The sequence below is a fragment of the Microbacterium sp. UBA3486 genome, from assembly GCF_002377845.1.
Taxonomy (GTDB): Bacteria; Actinomycetota; Actinomycetes; order Actinomycetales; family Microbacteriaceae; genus Microbacterium; species Microbacterium maritypicum_A.
The window spans coordinates 1-14,576 of record NZ_DFQP01000022.1 but is presented as its reverse complement, the minus strand read 5'-3'; the positions used below and the strand labels follow the sequence as shown (position 1 = coordinate 14,576).

The following is a 14,576-nucleotide window of genomic DNA, read 5'->3' as shown; positions in this document are numbered from 1 at the left end:
GGCGTCGCGGCTGCTCGGCGGGAGCGGCCTTCGGGCGCGCCGCCCGACGCGCAGCCCAGGCGGCCACCTCGGCGTCGACGTCACGCGGCGAGGTGACCACGGGCGGGCCGCCCTGCAGCTGGCGGCGCGCTTCCCGCACTCGCCGATTGAAGTCCTCGAGGACGTCGCGCACGTCGGACTCGCGCCCCAGCAGGTCGAGCTGATCGTCCAGTTCCCGATCCTCGGTGCGCAGCAGGATCGCCGGCGGACCGAGACCAGTGAGGTTCTCCGTCTCGATCTTGCGACGGATCCACCAATCCGGGTCGTGATGGGTGCCGAGTCCTTCGAGAGGCTTGCCCGCACCGGGAAGGTCGTCGAACTCCCCCCGGCGGATCGCCACCTGGATGGCCGTCTCGATGAATGCGGCACGATCGACCGCCGCGGCGATCCCGGGCGGCGTGCCCGACTCCTCGTCGCCGTCCATGCTCTCGCCATGCTGTCTGCTCGCGAGATATCGTGCGGCCGCTTCTCTGGGATCCGTCATGATGCACCTCCGTGGCATCCGAGCTCCCCTCCACCCTACGACGACCGCCACCGCCCGGATCGGGGCCGCAGCCGGTGAGGTCGGCCCCAGGTCATAGGCTCGGAGGATGACCGCGCGCGCCTCCCTCAATCGAGAGATCCTGCGGCTCGCCGTCCCCGCGCTCGGCGCACTGATCGCGGAGCCCGCCTTCCTGATCGTGGATGCCGCGCTCGTCGGGCACCTCGGGACCACTCCGCTCGCCGGGCTCGGCATCGCGGGGGCTGTACTCCAGACGATCGTCGGACTGATGGTCTTCCTGGCCTACTCGACGACCCCGGCGGTCGCTCGCCGCTTCGGCGCGGGACAGCCCGGCGAGGCCGTCTCCGTCGGCGTCAACGGCATGTGGCTGGCGCTCGGGCTCGGCGCCGTGCTCGCGGTGATCGGCGCCGTGTCCTCCCCCTGGCTCGTCTCGCTGTTCGGGGCGAGCGAAGCCGTTTCCGCGCAGGCGAACGAGTACCTCGTGATCTCGATGTGGGGGCTACCGGCGATGCTCATCGTGTTCGCCGCGACCGGTCTGCTGCGCGGCATGCAGGACACGATGACGCCGCTGTGGATCGCAGGGCTCGGGTTCGGGGCCAACGCCCTGCTCAACTGGCTGTTCATCTACGGACTCGGCTGGGGCATCGCGGGTTCCGCGGCGGGCACCGTGACCGCGCAGTGGGGAATGGTCGCCGCCTACGTACTGGTGGTGCGCCGCCTCGCCACCCGGCACAGCGCCTCGCTGCGCGCACAGGGCGCAGGCATGCGCAACACCGCGACGTCGGGCGGCTGGCTGTTCCTGCGCACCGTGAGCCTGCGCGTCGCACTGCTCGCGACCGTCGGCGTCGCCACCGGCATCGGCACCGACGAGCTGGCCGGGTGGCAGATCGTCTTCACGATCTTCTCCGCGGCCGCCTTCGCCCTCGATGCGCTCGCGATCGCGGCCCAGGCCCTCATCGGCAAGGAGCTCGGAGCCGGGGACGAGCAGCAGGTGCACCGTGTGCTGGCCCGCACCGTCGCGTGGGGTGCCTGGTTCGGCGTGGCCGTCGGCGGGCTGATCGCCGCGCTCTCGGGCGTGCTCGGCATCGTCTTCACCGGATCGGCGGAGATCGCAGCGCTCGTGCAGCCGGCACTGCTCGTGCTCGCCATCGCCCAGCCGATCGCCGGTGTCGTCTTCGTGCTCGACGGCGTGCTGATGGGTGCGAACGACGCCCGGTACCTGGCGATCGCCGGTGGTCTGAACCTGGTGCCGTTCCTGCCCGCACTGTGGGTCGTCGCCGCCACCGGAGTCGACGGCACCGCCGGGCTCGTCTGGCTCGCGGTCGCCTTCTTCGGCGTCTACCTGCTCGCACGGCTCGGCACCCTGGGGCGGCGGGTGCGGTCCGGTCGCTGGCTTTCGGCCACCGCCTGATGCCGCCGCCGCGTCCGGCTGTTCCTGATCGCGACTTCTTCACAACCGCTGGAATCCGCGGAATACTACGTCGCCTGCCCCTGGCGCCCTCGACGATGATCGGGGGACACTGAAGGGATGCTGGGGATGACCGAACCACAGGTCTGGACACTGATCGGCGTCTTCGCCGCGGGGATGTTCGGCACCATCACACTGATCTCGACGATGTTCCTGCGCACGATGCAGAACGGGTTCGACGGCGTGCGCACGGAGATGCGGAACGAGTTCGCGAGCGTGCGGACCGAGATGAGAAACGAGTTCGCGAGCGTGCGGACAGAGTTCCGGAACGAGTTCGCGAGCGTACGCACGGAGACCGGCAGCGAGTTCGCCGGCGTGCGCACGGAGATCCGGACGGTGCATGAGCGCATGGATCACCTCGATCGCGACGTGAACGCGATCTACCGTCATCTCTTCGGCATCGACCGCGGGTGACGCCGGGCACTGTCGAGATGGCGAGGGTCAGGCCGCGTATCTCCGGCACCACTCGTACATGATCACGGCGGCCGCGGCACTGGCGTTGATCGAGCGCGTCGAGCCGTACTGCGTGATCTCGATGTGGGCGGAAGCGGCGGCGAGCGCCTCGGCGGAGAGCCCCGGGCCCTCCTGGCCGAACAGCAGCACGCAACGCTGCGGCAGGTCGGCCTTGTCGACGGGCACCGCCCCTTCGACGTTGTCGACCGCGATGATCGGAACCCCTTCGGCCGCGGCCCAGGCGGCAAATGTCTCCACGTCTTCGTGATGCACGACGTGCTGGTAGCGGTCGGTGACCATCGCCCCGCGCTTGTTCCAGCGGCGGCGGCCGATGATGTGCACGGTGTCGGCGAGGAACGCGTTGGCGCTGCGCACGATCGATCCGATGTTCATGTCGTGCTGCCAGTTCTCGATCGCGACGTGGAACGGATGCCGCTGGGTGTCGAGGTCGGCGACGATCGCCTCCATGCGCCAGTAGCGGTAACGGTCGATCACATTGCGGGTGTCGCCGGAAGCCAGCAGCTCCTGGTCGTACTCCGCACCTTCGGGCCAGGCCTCCTCGCCACCGGGCCAGGGCCCGACGCCGTAGCCGGGTTGAGCGATCGAACCCGTGCTCACCGCGCCCACGGGGGCATCGGGACTCGTGCTGTGCGGGGCGGCGTCATCCATCCCGCCAGGCTATCGCCGTTGCATCCCCGTTCGAATCGCGCAACAGGCTCCCTCCGGGCCACGTTTGCAGCAATCCACGCGCTTCGAAGGATATTTAGGTACACCGAAAAATACGCTACAGTTTCGGTGTGCCTAAAAATTCCTCCCTCCCGATGACGACCGCTGCCACGCCCCCCGCCCGCGCTCCTCGCAGCCTGTGGTTGCTGGGCCCTGCCCTGGTGGCTGGCGTCGCCTACCTCGACCCCGGCAACGTCGCCAGCAACATGACCGCAGGAGCCCAGTACGGGTACCTGCTGGTGTGGGTCGTGCTCGCCGGCAACGTGATGGCGTGGCTGATCCAGTACCTCTCCGCGAAGCTGGGCGTCGTCACCGGGCAGAGCCTTCCCGAGGTGCTGGGGGCGCGGCTGAAGCGCCCATGGGCACGCCGTGCATACTGGCTGCAGGCCGAGCTCGTCGCGATGGCCACCGACCTGGCCGAGGTCATCGGCGGCGCGGTCGCTCTGAACCTCCTGTTCGACGTGCCGCTGCTGCTCGGCGGCCTGATCACGGGTGCCGTCTCGATGATCCTGCTCACGGTGCAGAGCCGGCGCGGCGCCCGCCCGTTCGAGTTCGTGATCATCGGCCTCATGGCGATCATCACGATCGGATTCGTCGCGGGAGTGTTCGTCGCCCCGCCGGACCCGGCGGGGGTCATCGGCGGGATGGTCCCCCGTTTCGAGGACACGGGCTCGGTCCTGCTGGCCGCGTCGATCCTCGGCGCGACGATCATGCCGCATGCGATCTACGCGCACTCCTCACTCGCCCGCGACCGCTTCGGCGCCTCGACCTCTCACGCAGGCGACGAGGCGGTGCGCACCGAGACCTCGCGCATCCGCCGACTGCTCACCGCCACCCGATGGGATGTCTCCATCGCCATGGTGATCGCCGGATCCGTCAACCTCTGCATCCTGCTGCTCGCCGCCGCGAACCTCGCCGGCGTCGAGGGCACCGACTCGCTGGAGGGCGCACATGCCGCTCTCGCCGCCGGACTCGGACCGGTGGTGGCGACGTTCTTCGCCGTGGGACTGCTCGCCTCGGGACTGGCATCGACGTCGGTGGGCGCCTACGCGGGGGCGGAGATCATGCACGGACTGCTGCATGTGCGCATCCCGCTGCTCGTCCGGCGCCTCGTGACGCTGATCCCCGCGCTCGTGATCCTCGGCATCGGCTTCGACCCCACCCTCGCGCTGGTCCTCAGCCAGGTGGTGCTCTCCTTCGGCATCCCGTTCGCGCTGATCCCCCTGGTCGTGCTCACCGCCCAACGACGCACCCTGGGGGCCTGGGTCAACCGGCGATGGACGACGGCTGCGGGGGTCATCGCCTCCGTGTTGCTGATCGCGCTCAACGGCGCCCTGCTCTGGCTGGTGCTGACGGGAGCGTGAGCCCGGATAGGCTCGAAGCATGTCTGCCGAGAACGCCCGTCGCAACGTCCGCATCCTCACCTGGATCGGCTTCGCGACCGGCGTCATCGGCGGCCTGCTGATCGCGTTCCCGACGGTCATCGGGTTCGGCAGTCCGTGGGTGCAGCTCGCCCTGGGAGTCGCCACGCTCGTACTGGCCTTCCGGGCCCGCAAGATCGGCATGGCCGAGGTCGAGGGGTTCGACGGCCGGCTCTCGCTGGCCGCCGCCCTCCTCGGATTCCTCGTGCTGTTCTTCGCCGGCCAGGCCGCGTTCGGCATCCTCGTCGCCGTCGCGAACTGACTCCTCGCCGTCGCGAACCGACTCGTCCCGCCTACGCCGTGACGAAACCCGTCACGAGGTAGAGCACGAACGACAGCCCTGCAGCGATGCCCGCATACGGCAGGATCGCGAGCATGAGGTTGATCGGCTTGATGCCGATCGACCTCGACGCGAGGATGATGCCGTCGCCGTAGAGGCAGGTGGTGCTGCCCAACGCCGCCCCGGAGAACACCGCGGCGCCCGCGAGGATCGGGTCGGCACCGAGCGCGAGCGCCAGCGGGAGCACGACCGGGGTGATCACCGCGGCGAGATCCCAGAACGACCCGGTCGCGTACGCATAGATGCCGCACACCGCGAACACGATCGCCGGCAGCAGCGCCGGGGTGAGCACGGGCTCGGTGACCTGGATCACGAACTCGGCCAGCTGCAGGGTGATGTTCATCTCCTGCACCATGAACGCGAGGACCGTCAGGATCATCACGAACAGCATGCTCTCGATGCCCTCGAGCGCGGCATCCAGCACCCCACGGATGCGGAGTCGGCGCTGCACGAGCACGATCACGATCGTCACGGCGAGAGACGCGGCGGTGCCGGCGACGACGTTGGCGTTCGTCGCGATCGTCACTCCGACGAGCACGGCCATGGCGATCAGGAAGCCCCACGGCTGCGGCTTGCGCTCGGTCTCGGTCGAGGTGGCGAGCGCCGTCGCGACGCGCTGCGCGGTCGAGCCGTCGGGGTCGTCCGACCGGAGCTCCGCGAGAAGGGCCACGCCCTCGGCTCGTCGCTCGTCGTCGGTGGTGCCGAGCGGGAAGACGTCGCCGTCCCGCTCCGCCCGGATCGCGTCACGCTTGATCGCGCCGAGCTTCGGTAGCCAGCCGATGCTCATGAGAAGCGCGACGGCGAGAGCCGCCCAGCCGAAGAAGATGAAGGGGATCGCCTGCAGGTAGGCACCGAACCCGGTGCCTCCGACCGTGACCCCCTGCGCCTCGAACAGTCCGGAGAAGAACAGCGCCCACGTCGAGACCGGGATCAGGACGGCGATCGGCGCGGCCGTCATCTTCATGATCGCGCCGAGCTGCGTGCGCGGCACCCGGTAGCGGTCGGTGACCTGCTTCATCGACGTGCCCGTGGTGAGCACGTTCAGGTAGTCGTCGACGAACAGCACGACCGACAACAGGAACGTCAGCACCATCGACTTGCGGCGGGAGGTGACGAACCGCTCGGCCCAGTTCGCGAAGTCCGTCACGATGCCGGACTTCTCGAACAGCATCATCAGGATGCCGAACAGCGCGACGATCAGCAGCAGCCACTGCGCCGTCTCGTTGGAGAGGGCTTTTCCGGTGTATTCGACCCAGACGTCGAAGCCGCCCCAGCCGCCGAGGATCAGTGCCCCGGCGACGGTGCCGCAGAACAGGGCGAAGAGGGTGCGTCTGGTGGCGACCGCGACGATCAGGATCACCACGATCGGGAGGAGCGCGAGAGCGCCGAATTCAGGCATGGGAGTCACCTCAGTGTGAAGGGGGGTACGAATCCGAAGGGAGAGCGCGGGAAGGTGCGGGAGGGTGCGGTCGAGCCCGGGGTCAGGGCTCGGTGCCACCGACGACGGTCCCCTGCACGGGGAGGTCGGGGAGGTCGTCCGGGGAGACGTGCAGCGGGTTCTCCGCCCACACGGCGTAGTCGGCCCGGAACCCGGGGGCGATGCAGCCGAGGTCGGCATCTCCCTGGGCCCGGGCGGCGCCGACGGTGTATCCGTGCAGCGCCTGGTACGGGGTGAGCACCTGGCCGGGCTCGAAGACCGGGGCGTCGGGGTCGCCCGGGCGGCGGCGCAGCATCGACCACGCGAGGCCTATGCGGGCATCGTTCTGCGCGATGGGCCAGTCCGACCCGAGGGCGAGGGGTGCCCCGGCCTCCCAGTAGTCGCGCACGCGCCAGGCGCGAGCCGCGCGCACGGGCCCGAGCCTGCTCGACCAGTCATCCGAGCCGTCGGCCTTGCGCCACTGCATGTGCAGGGGCTGCATCGAGGCGGTGATCCCGGCTGCGGCGATACGGGCCACGTCGCGGTCGGTCGTGGTCTCGAGGTGCTCGATGCGGTGCGGAGCTCCTGCGGCGCTGCGCACCCCGGCCGCGAGATAGGCGTCGACGACTTCCCCGACGGCCCGGTCGCCGATCGCGTGCGTCGCCACCTGGAATCCGGCCTCGGCGTATCTGCGCACGGTGCGGGCATAGGCGGCCGCATCCTTCCAGAACGGCTCCAGACCTGCCCCGGCCGCATCCGGTTCGTGCAGCCAGGCGGTGCCGGTCTCGACCACGCCGTCGGCGTACAGCTTGACCACGCCCCCGCGCCACCGGTCACCACGGCGGTCGCGCATCGCGAGGTTCGCGGCGGTCCGATCCTCGTCGAAGCCGGGCTCGTGGTCGATGGCCGAGACGATGCGGATCGGCAGCCCCGGCCCCTGCTCCAGGGCGTCGAGCAGTGCGAGCGTGGCGAAGCCGCCATCCATGATCGTGCCGCCGGTGAGGCCGGAGTCGCGCAGGCCGCGCAGCAGATCATGGCCGACCGCGAGGGTCTGATCGCGGGTCAGTGCCGGGGCGCTCAGTCGCACGGGCTCATAGGCGCCGAGCTCGCGCAGTTCCCCGGTCGGGCGGCCGTCGGCATCGACGACGACGCAGGACGAGTCCTCGAACTCGCGTGCGCGGGTGATGCCCGCACGCTCGAGTCCGGCACGACTGGCGAGGGCGGTGTGGCCGTCGAACACGATCAACAGCGCAGGGAGTCCGCGCACCGCATCCTGGATCGCCTCCGCCGTCATGGGCAGCTCGTGGAACACGTCGTAGTCGAGGTTCCAGCCGCGCACCCACGGGTCGGCATCTTCGGCGAGCGCACGATCGGCCTCGGCGCGCAGCGCGGTCAGCAGCGCCGCGCCGGTGGTGAGACCGCCCAGGTCGATCCCGGCCGTCAGCTCGATCCCCTGGATCGGATGCAGGTGCGCGTCGATGAGGCCGGGGGTCACGGTCGCGCCGCCGAGGTCGCGCACGACGGTGCGGGGCCCGCGCAGCTCGCGGACCAGGGCATCGTCACCCACGGCGAGGAAGCGACCGTCACGCACCGCGAACGCGGTGGCATGCGGGCGGCGCGGGTCCATCGTCACCACGTGCGCGCCGGTGACAATGGTGTCGGCGTCGAAACCGGTCATGGCTGTACCTTCGTCGGTATTGGATCCTTCGGTATTGAAAGAGTTTCAATAAAATACCAGACGCCCGAGCAGAATCGAGCACGATGACGAAATCTCCGCGCAGCGTCGGCCGACCGTCGACCCGGGTGCTCACCGAGGAGCGCATCCTGAAGGCCGCGTTCGCCCTCAGCGCGCAGCGCACACCGCGCCAGTTCACGATGACCGCGCTCGCGGAATCCCTGGGCGTGCGCACCTCGGCGCTCTACCACCACTTCGCGAACCGCGACGCCGTGATCCGGGCCATGCGCGGGCAGGTCAGCCGCGCGCTCATCTCCCCCGTGCGGCACGAGATGTCCGTCGAGGACGCACTGCTCACCTGGGCCCACAGCTACCGCGACGCCGCGATCGCCGCCCCCGAGGCCATGGTGATGCTGGCGACCTCGCCGATCGACGCCGACGAGGGCTCGTTCGCCGACTACGAGCAGATCGCACGCCTGCTCGCGGACGACGGCTGGCCGACCGTCACTATCGTGGACGCCATCGTGGCGCTGGAGTCGTTCATCATCGGCTCCGCCCTGGATGCCCTCGCACCCGCAGACAACATGGCCCCGGGTGCACTCGCGCCGGATTTCCCGACGTTCGCCGAGGCCGAGGCCGCCAGGGCGCAGCTCAGCACGGACCCCGCCCGCCGCACGTTCGAGATCGGGGTGCGGGCACTCATCCACGGACTCACCGCGTGGGCGCGCGACAGCACCACGTAGGCTGGACCGGTGGCATCCCCGGCAGCTGACGATTATCTGAAGACCGTCTACGCGCACACCGAGTGGCAGGACGCACCGATCACTCCCTCGGTGCTCGCCGCGAAGCTCGGCATCGCGCCGTCGTCCGTCACCGAGATGGTGAAGAAGCTCGCCGCCGCCGGCCTCGTATCGCACGTGCCCTACGGCGCGGTGCGACTGACGGACACGGGCACGGCGCGCGCCCTCGCGATGGTGCGCCGACACCGCCTGATCGAGACCTGGCTGGTGCAGGAGTTCGACTACGGCTGGGACGAGGTGCACGACGAGGCCGAGGTGCTCGAGCACACCATCAGCGACCGACTGCTCGAAGGCATCGACGCGCGCCTGGGACGCCCCCGCTTCGATCCGCACGGCGACGCGATCCCCGACGCCGACGGTCGCATCGAGCGCGTACCGTTCGTGCTGCTCGCCGACGCGCCGGTCGGGCACACGGGACAGGTGCTGCGGGTCGACGACCGCGACCCCGAGCTGCTCCGAGCCCTCGAAGCACTCGGACTGGCGGTCGCTTCGACCGTGACGGTCACGGCATCCGGGGCCGAGATCGACGGCACGGAAGCGGCGTTGCCCGATGGCGCGACCCAGGTGGTCTGGCTGAGCGCCTAGTCACCGCCCCAACACGGTCAGGTGCGCGTCACCTCCGGCCTCTAGGCTGTGCTCATGGCACAACGTGACGACATCGAATGCTGGCTGACCGACATGGACGGCGTGCTCGTCCATGAGAACGACGCCATCCCCGGAGCCTCCGAACTGCTCGCCGGATGGGAGAGCGCGGGCATCCCGTACCTGGTGCTCACCAACAACTCGATCTTCACCGCGCGCGACCTGTCGGCACGCCTGCGCATCAGCGGGCTGCACGTGCCGGAGGAGCGCATCTGGACCTCGGCGCTCGCGACCGCCGACTTCCTGAAGCAGCAGCTCCCCGGCGGCTCGGCGTTCGTGATCGGCGAGGCGGGCATCCTCACCGCCCTGCACGACGCCGGCTTCATCATGACCGAGACGAACCCCGATTTCGTGGTCGTCGGCGAGACGCGCAACTACTCGTTCGAGGCGATCACCAAGGCCATCCGCCTCATCATCGGCGGCGCGCGCTTCATCGTCACGAACCCCGATGCCACAGGCCCGAGCACCGACGGACCGCTCCCCGCCACCGGAGCGATCGCCGCCCTCATCACCAAGGCCACCGGCAAGGAGCCGTACGTCGTCGGCAAGCCGAACCCGATGATGTTCCGTTCGGCGTTGAACAAGATCGGCGCGCACTCGAAGCGCACCGGCATGATCGGCGACCGCATGGACACCGACGTGGTCGCCGGCATCGAGGCCGGCCTGCACACGGTACTGGTACTCACCGGCATCAGCGATCAGGCCGAGATCGAGAAGTACCCGTTCCGCCCCGACGAGATCGTGCAGTCCGTGGCCGACCTGCTGCCGCGGATCACCGAGACGATCACGACGGTGAAGATCAAGAAGTAGCCATGGGCGCGCTCGACGACGGCGAACGCCTCAGAGCGGCTGATGCCGCGGCCTGGCGCGCCTGGCTCGCGGAGAACCATGAGCGCACGGCGGGCGTCTGGCTGCTCAGCGTGCGCGGATCGTCCGACGGCGTCGGCTACGAGGACGCCGTGCGGCAGGCACTCTGCTTCGGATGGATCGACGGCCCGGTGCGCGTGTTCGACGACGGCACGGGCGACCGCGCCAACGGTCAGTGGTTCTCTCCTCGTCGTCCCGGCAGCGGCTGGGCGGCCACGAACAAGGCGCGCATCGCGGAGCTCGAGGCCGAGGGGCTGCTGGCTCCCGCCGGCATCCGTGTGCTCGAGGTGGCGAAGGCGAACGGCTCCTGGACGGTTCTCGACGGACCGGAGGCCGGGATCGAACCCGAGGAGTTCGCCGCCGCGCTCGATGCCGTCCCCGCCGCACGCGAGAACTGGGACGCGTTCCCGAAGTCGGTCAAGAAGTTCGGCCTCACGCACATCGCGATGGCCAAGCGCCCGGAGACCCGGGCGGCCCGCATCGCGAAGATCGTGGCGGATGCCGCGGAGGGGAAGCGTCCATGAACCAGAGCGACCTGCTGTTCCTCGTCGTCTTCCTCATCCTGCTCAGCTCGCTGACGGTGTTCATCGTGCAGTTCGTGCGCTCGCGTCGAGGACGCGGCGGCTCGGACGACGGGCGCGCCGGCTGGTGGGAAGGCCCCTGGGACGACGACGACCGCAGACGCTGAGCCCGCGGCCGCCGGAGAACCTCTGTCAGGACGCCAGCGACGCCCCGGGGATCGCGGCCAGCAGCTCGCGCGTGTACGGGTGCTGCGGGGCGTCGAAGATGCGCTCGGGCGTGCCGCTCTCGACCACGACACCGCGCTGCATGACGTGCACGTCGTCGGAGATCATCCGCACCACGGCGAGGTCATGGCTGATGAAGAGGTAGCTCAGGCCCAGGCGCTTCTGCAGATCGGCGAGCAGGTCGAGGATCTGCGCCTGCACCAGCACGTCGAGCGCCGACACCGCCTCGTCGAGCACCACGAGCTCGGGTTCGAGCGCCAGGGCCCGGGCGATCGCCACACGCTGACGCTGTCCGCCCGAGAGCTCGTGCGGCAGGCGCTCGGCCATGGCGGCCGGCAGCGCGACCTGCTCCAACAGCTCCAGCACGCGCGCGTGACGCGAGGCCGTGGTGCCGATGCGGTGCACGCGCAACGGCTCGGCGATCGACTGCTCGATCGTGTAGCGCGGGTCGAGCGAGGCATAGGGGTTCTGGAACACCGGCTGCACGCGACGGCGCAGGGCGAACAGCTCCTTGCGACGGAGCGTGGTGAGGTCGAGTCCGTCGAACAGGATCGAGCCGGACGTGGCGTCTTCGAGCCCGAGCACCATGTTCGCGGTGGTGGACTTGCCGGAGCCCGACTCTCCCACGATCGACACCGTGGTGCCGCGGCGGATCTCGAAGCTGACGCCGTCGACGGCCGTGAAGGTCTGCGGCTCCCCGGCCTTGGGCGCGCGGAGGGCGAACTCCTTGCGGAGGTTCTGGATCTCGACGAAAGGCGTGCCCGTGGCGGCCTCGCGCTGCGGCAGCGCATCGCGGCGCGAGGCGAGGCTCGGGGCCGCGGCGAGCAGCTGCCGGGTGTACTCGTGCTGCGGGGCGCCGAGCACCTGCGCCGAGGTGCCCTCCTCGACGACGCGACCACGGAACATCACGACGATGCGGTCGGCGCGCTCCGCGGCGAGGGCCAGGTCGTGCGTGATCAGGAACACCGCGGTGCCGAGCTCGTCGGTGAGCGTGTCGAGCTGGTCCAGGATACGTCGCTGCACGGTCACATCGAGGGCGGAGGTGGGCTCGTCCGCGATCAGCAGGCGAGGCTTGCAGGCCAGACCCATTGCGATCAGCACGCGCTGGCGCATGCCGCCGGAGAACTCGTGCGGGTACTGGTGGGCGCGCTGCGCAGCATCCGCGATCCCCACCATCTCGAGCAGCTCGACGACCCGCGCCTTCGTGGCATCGCCGTGTGTGTGGCCGTGCACCTCGAGCGCCTCGCCGATCTGCTCGCCCACGCGCATGAGCGGATTGAGGTTCGACATCGGGTCCTGCGGCACGAGGCCGATCCCGGCGCCGCGCAGGGAGATCATCGCGTTCTCGGGCAGGTCGGTCAGCTCGCGCCCGTCGAAGCGGATGCTGCCGGCGGTGATCACCCCGTTCTCGGGGAGCAGACGGTTGACCGCAGCCGCGGTGGTCGACTTGCCCGACCCCGACTCGCCCACGATCGCGACCGTCTCACCGGCGGCGATGTCGATGTTCACGTCGCTGATCGCGGTGACCAGCTCGGAACCGGTCCGGAAGGCGACGGCGAGGCCGCTGATGCTCAGCACGGGCTCGGTGGTGCTCATGGTGTTCTCGTTCCTTCGTTTTCGCGGAGAGGTTCGTGGTCGTCGAGGAGTGCGGGAAGCGCGACGCGCCACAGCAGATCGGTCGGTGCGGGTGTGGCCGCGAACAGACGGTTGGTCAGCAGAACGGCGGCTGCTCCCGTTCCCGGCACGAGCCCGAGGGCGCAGCCGGTGTAGCCGGGGTGCCAGACCATGCGGGTCGGCCGCCCGGAGACGGCGATCGTCTCGCTGCGCCAGCCCAGCGCCTGCCCGTCATCCGGTCCGTCCCGGAACAGCTCGGCAACCGTATCCGGCCCCCACAGCTCCGGATGCCGCTCCGGAGCGGCGAGCGCCGCCCCCAGGGTCAGCAGGTCTTCGACGGTGCTGAACAGTCCGGCGTGACCGGAGACACCCCCGAACGCATGGAAGCAGTTGCCGTCGTTCACGACCCTGGCGATCTCGCCGTCACGCCAGGCGAAGCCCTTGTCGGCGGTGAGGATCGGATACGGCTCTCCGGTCGCGACCATGCGACGCTCGGCGGCGTCGCCCACGGCGGACGAGGCGACGGGGCGTTCGACGGGTCCGTACCCGGTGTGATCGAGGCCGAGGGGCGCGGTCACCAGTTCGCGCACCGCGGCATCCAGGGGCAGTCCGGTGACGGCCGCGACGATGCGGCCGAGGAGCATGAACCCGAGGTCGGAGTAATGACGACCTTCATCGAGGCCGTAGCGCAGCGGGAGGGCGTCGGCGGCCGCAGCGGCATCACCGGCGTGCTCGCGGTCGAGGTAGAGCGGCTGCCACTCCCAGAGTCCTGCACGGTGCTGGAGCAGATGGCGCACGGTCGTGCCCGGGGCGCAGGCGGTGCCGGGCACGAAACGGTCGACCGGGTCGTCGAAGCCGAGGTCACCGCGGCTGACCAGTCGCAGGATCGCGGTCGTCGTCGCGGCGACCTTCGACACCGAGGCGATGTCGAAGGAAGTCGCGGTGGTCATCGGGGTTCCGGCCAGGTCAGCCAGACCACCCGCGGCGACGTCACGGCCGGCATCGGTCACGACACCGGCGACGGCGCCCCGCGGCGCGGCATCCGTCGCCAGGACAGCGGTGACGGCAACGGCGGCGGTCATGCGCGCACCTCCGAGAGGTCGACGAGGGCGTCGGGCCGGGTGTCGGATGCGAGGGCGGTGATGCCCAGTCCGGTGCCCGATCCGAGTTCCAGCATGTCTCCGGACAGCGCCACGCCACCCACCACGGGCGAGCTCCGCAGCCACAACGCGGCATCCAGGTCGTGCACGACGTCGGGGGCGACAGCGGCGGCCAGGTGGGCGGCGGCCGTCACGCCGACGTGCGATTCCATCATGCAGCCGATCACCACGCCCAGACCCGCTGTGCGGGCGACTTCTGCCGCAACGAAGGCCTCGGCCAGGCCGCCGGTCTTGGCGAGCTTGATGTTCACGAGGTCTGCGGCACCACGGTCGGCGATGACCCGGACATCCCGCGCCGTGCGCACCGACTCGTCGGCCATGATCGGGGTGTCGACGGCGGCCGTGACCGCGGCGAGCGCATCGAGGTCGTGCGCGGCGACCGGCTGCTCGACGAGTTCGAGCCCGAGCCCCTCGTCTTCGGCGGCCCGGATCACCCGGATCGCGGTCTCGACACCCCAGGCCTGGTTGGCATCGACGCGCAGCGTGATGGCAGGCCCGACCGCGGCACGCACGGCCCGGAGCCCGGCGACCGTGTCGTGCGCAGCGGACGCCTTGATCTTGAGGCATCCGAAGCCCGCGGCGACGTGCTCCTCGGAAACGGCTGCCAGCGCGGACGGCTCGCCCGCGGACAGGGTCATGTCGGTGCGGATGCGCGCGGGCGCCGGTGCGCTCGTGAGGCTCTGCGCAAGCGGGAGTCCGCGCTGCT

General features: G+C 70.1%; 16 protein-coding genes. 9 read left to right on the top strand and 7 right to left on the bottom strand.

The window, feature by feature from the left end; translation table 11 throughout:
* The coding region (locus B2869_RS02810; RefSeq protein WP_292762455.1) for a DUF1992 domain-containing protein at window positions 1-523 on the bottom strand (523 nt) is incomplete at its 3' end.
* A 106-nt stretch (window positions 524-629) separates the two neighbouring features.
* Between B2869_RS02810 and B2869_RS02805 the strand changes: the two genes are divergently transcribed.
* Window positions 630-1,952, top strand: a complete 1,323-nt coding sequence (locus B2869_RS02805; RefSeq protein ID WP_292762452.1) for an MATE family efflux transporter — start codon at window positions 630-632, stop codon at window positions 1,950-1,952.
* Between the two features lie 126 nt (window positions 1,953-2,078).
* On the top strand, window positions 2,079-2,423 hold the full coding sequence (locus tag B2869_RS02800; protein ID WP_292762450.1) for a hypothetical protein: 345 nt from the start codon (window positions 2,079-2,081) through the stop codon (window positions 2,421-2,423).
* Window positions 2,424-2,450: 27 nt separating this feature from the next.
* On the opposite strand, the gene B2869_RS02795 is transcribed toward B2869_RS02800, so the two are convergent.
* Window positions 2,451-3,131, bottom strand: coding sequence for a TrmH family RNA methyltransferase (locus B2869_RS02795; RefSeq protein WP_292762447.1), 681 nt, complete (start codon window positions 3,129-3,131; stop codon window positions 2,451-2,453).
* A 152-nt stretch (window positions 3,132-3,283) separates the two neighbouring features.
* Here B2869_RS02795 and B2869_RS02790 point away from each other — a divergent pair, with 152 nt between their 5' ends.
* Both B2869_RS02790 and B2869_RS02785 read left to right on the top strand, forming a co-directional pair.
* Entirely contained in the window at window positions 3,284-4,552 is a 1,269-nt protein-coding gene (locus B2869_RS02790) for an Nramp family divalent metal transporter (RefSeq protein ID WP_292762458.1), read from the top strand.
* Window positions 4,553-4,571: 19 nt separating this feature from the next.
* Window positions 4,572-4,871, top strand: coding sequence for a hypothetical protein (locus B2869_RS02785; protein ID WP_029259448.1), 300 nt, complete (start codon window positions 4,572-4,574; stop codon window positions 4,869-4,871).
* A gap of 31 nt (window positions 4,872-4,902) precedes the next feature.
* On the opposite strand, the gene B2869_RS02780 is transcribed toward B2869_RS02785, so the two are convergent.
* Entirely contained in the window at window positions 4,903-6,348 is a 1,446-nt protein-coding gene (locus tag B2869_RS02780) for a Na+/H+ antiporter NhaC family protein (RefSeq protein WP_292762443.1), read from the bottom strand.
* Between the two features lie 82 nt (window positions 6,349-6,430).
* Window positions 6,431-8,044: an amidohydrolase gene (locus B2869_RS02775; protein WP_292762441.1), complete on the bottom strand. Its 1,614-nt coding sequence runs from the start codon at window positions 8,042-8,044 to the stop codon at window positions 6,431-6,433.
* Window positions 8,045-8,127: 83 nt separating this feature from the next.
* On the opposite strand from B2869_RS02775, the gene B2869_RS02770 reads away from it, so the two are divergent.
* Genes B2869_RS02770 through B2869_RS02750 form a run of 5 tightly spaced genes read left to right on the top strand, consistent with a single transcriptional unit; the run spans window position 8,128 to window position 11,038 of the window.
* Window positions 8,128-8,784, top strand: coding sequence for a TetR/AcrR family transcriptional regulator (locus B2869_RS02770; RefSeq protein ID WP_292762439.1), 657 nt, complete (start codon window positions 8,128-8,130; stop codon window positions 8,782-8,784).
* A gap of 9 nt (window positions 8,785-8,793) precedes the next feature.
* The gene (locus B2869_RS02765) at window positions 8,794-9,426 is read left to right on the top strand and encodes a metal-dependent transcriptional regulator (RefSeq protein WP_021198234.1); all 633 of its coding nucleotides are present in this window, start codon (window positions 8,794-8,796) and stop codon (window positions 9,424-9,426) included.
* A gap of 54 nt (window positions 9,427-9,480) precedes the next feature.
* Window positions 9,481-10,293, top strand: coding sequence for an HAD-IIA family hydrolase (locus tag B2869_RS02760; protein ID WP_292762435.1), 813 nt, complete (start codon window positions 9,481-9,483; stop codon window positions 10,291-10,293).
* Between the two features lie 2 nt (window positions 10,294-10,295).
* Window positions 10,296-10,874 carry a YdeI/OmpD-associated family protein gene (locus B2869_RS02755; protein WP_292762434.1) on the top strand — a complete coding sequence of 193 codons (579 nt, stop codon included), beginning with the start codon at window positions 10,296-10,298 and terminating at the stop codon, window positions 10,872-10,874.
* A complete protein-coding gene (locus tag B2869_RS02750; protein WP_292762432.1) occupies window positions 10,871-11,038 on the top strand; it encodes a hypothetical protein in 168 nt (55 codons plus the stop codon). Before B2869_RS02755 ends, B2869_RS02750 begins: the two co-directional genes overlap by 4 nt.
* Window positions 11,039-11,063: 25 nt before the next feature.
* Here the strand turns inward: B2869_RS02750 and B2869_RS02745 are convergent, their stop codons facing one another.
* The 3 genes from B2869_RS02745 to B2869_RS02735 all read right to left on the bottom strand — a co-directional run.
* Complete coding sequence (locus B2869_RS02745) at window positions 11,064-12,692, bottom strand: ABC transporter ATP-binding protein (RefSeq protein ID WP_292762429.1); 1,629 nt, start codon at window positions 12,690-12,692, stop codon at window positions 11,064-11,066.
* Entirely contained in the window at window positions 12,689-13,792 is a 1,104-nt protein-coding gene (locus B2869_RS02740; RefSeq protein WP_292762426.1) for a serine hydrolase domain-containing protein, read from the bottom strand. Before B2869_RS02740 ends, B2869_RS02745 begins: the two co-directional genes overlap by 4 nt.
* The coding region (locus B2869_RS02735) for a mandelate racemase/muconate lactonizing enzyme family protein (protein WP_292762423.1) at window positions 13,789-14,576 on the bottom strand (788 nt) is incomplete at its 5' end. The genes B2869_RS02740 and B2869_RS02735, both read right to left, overlap by 4 nt.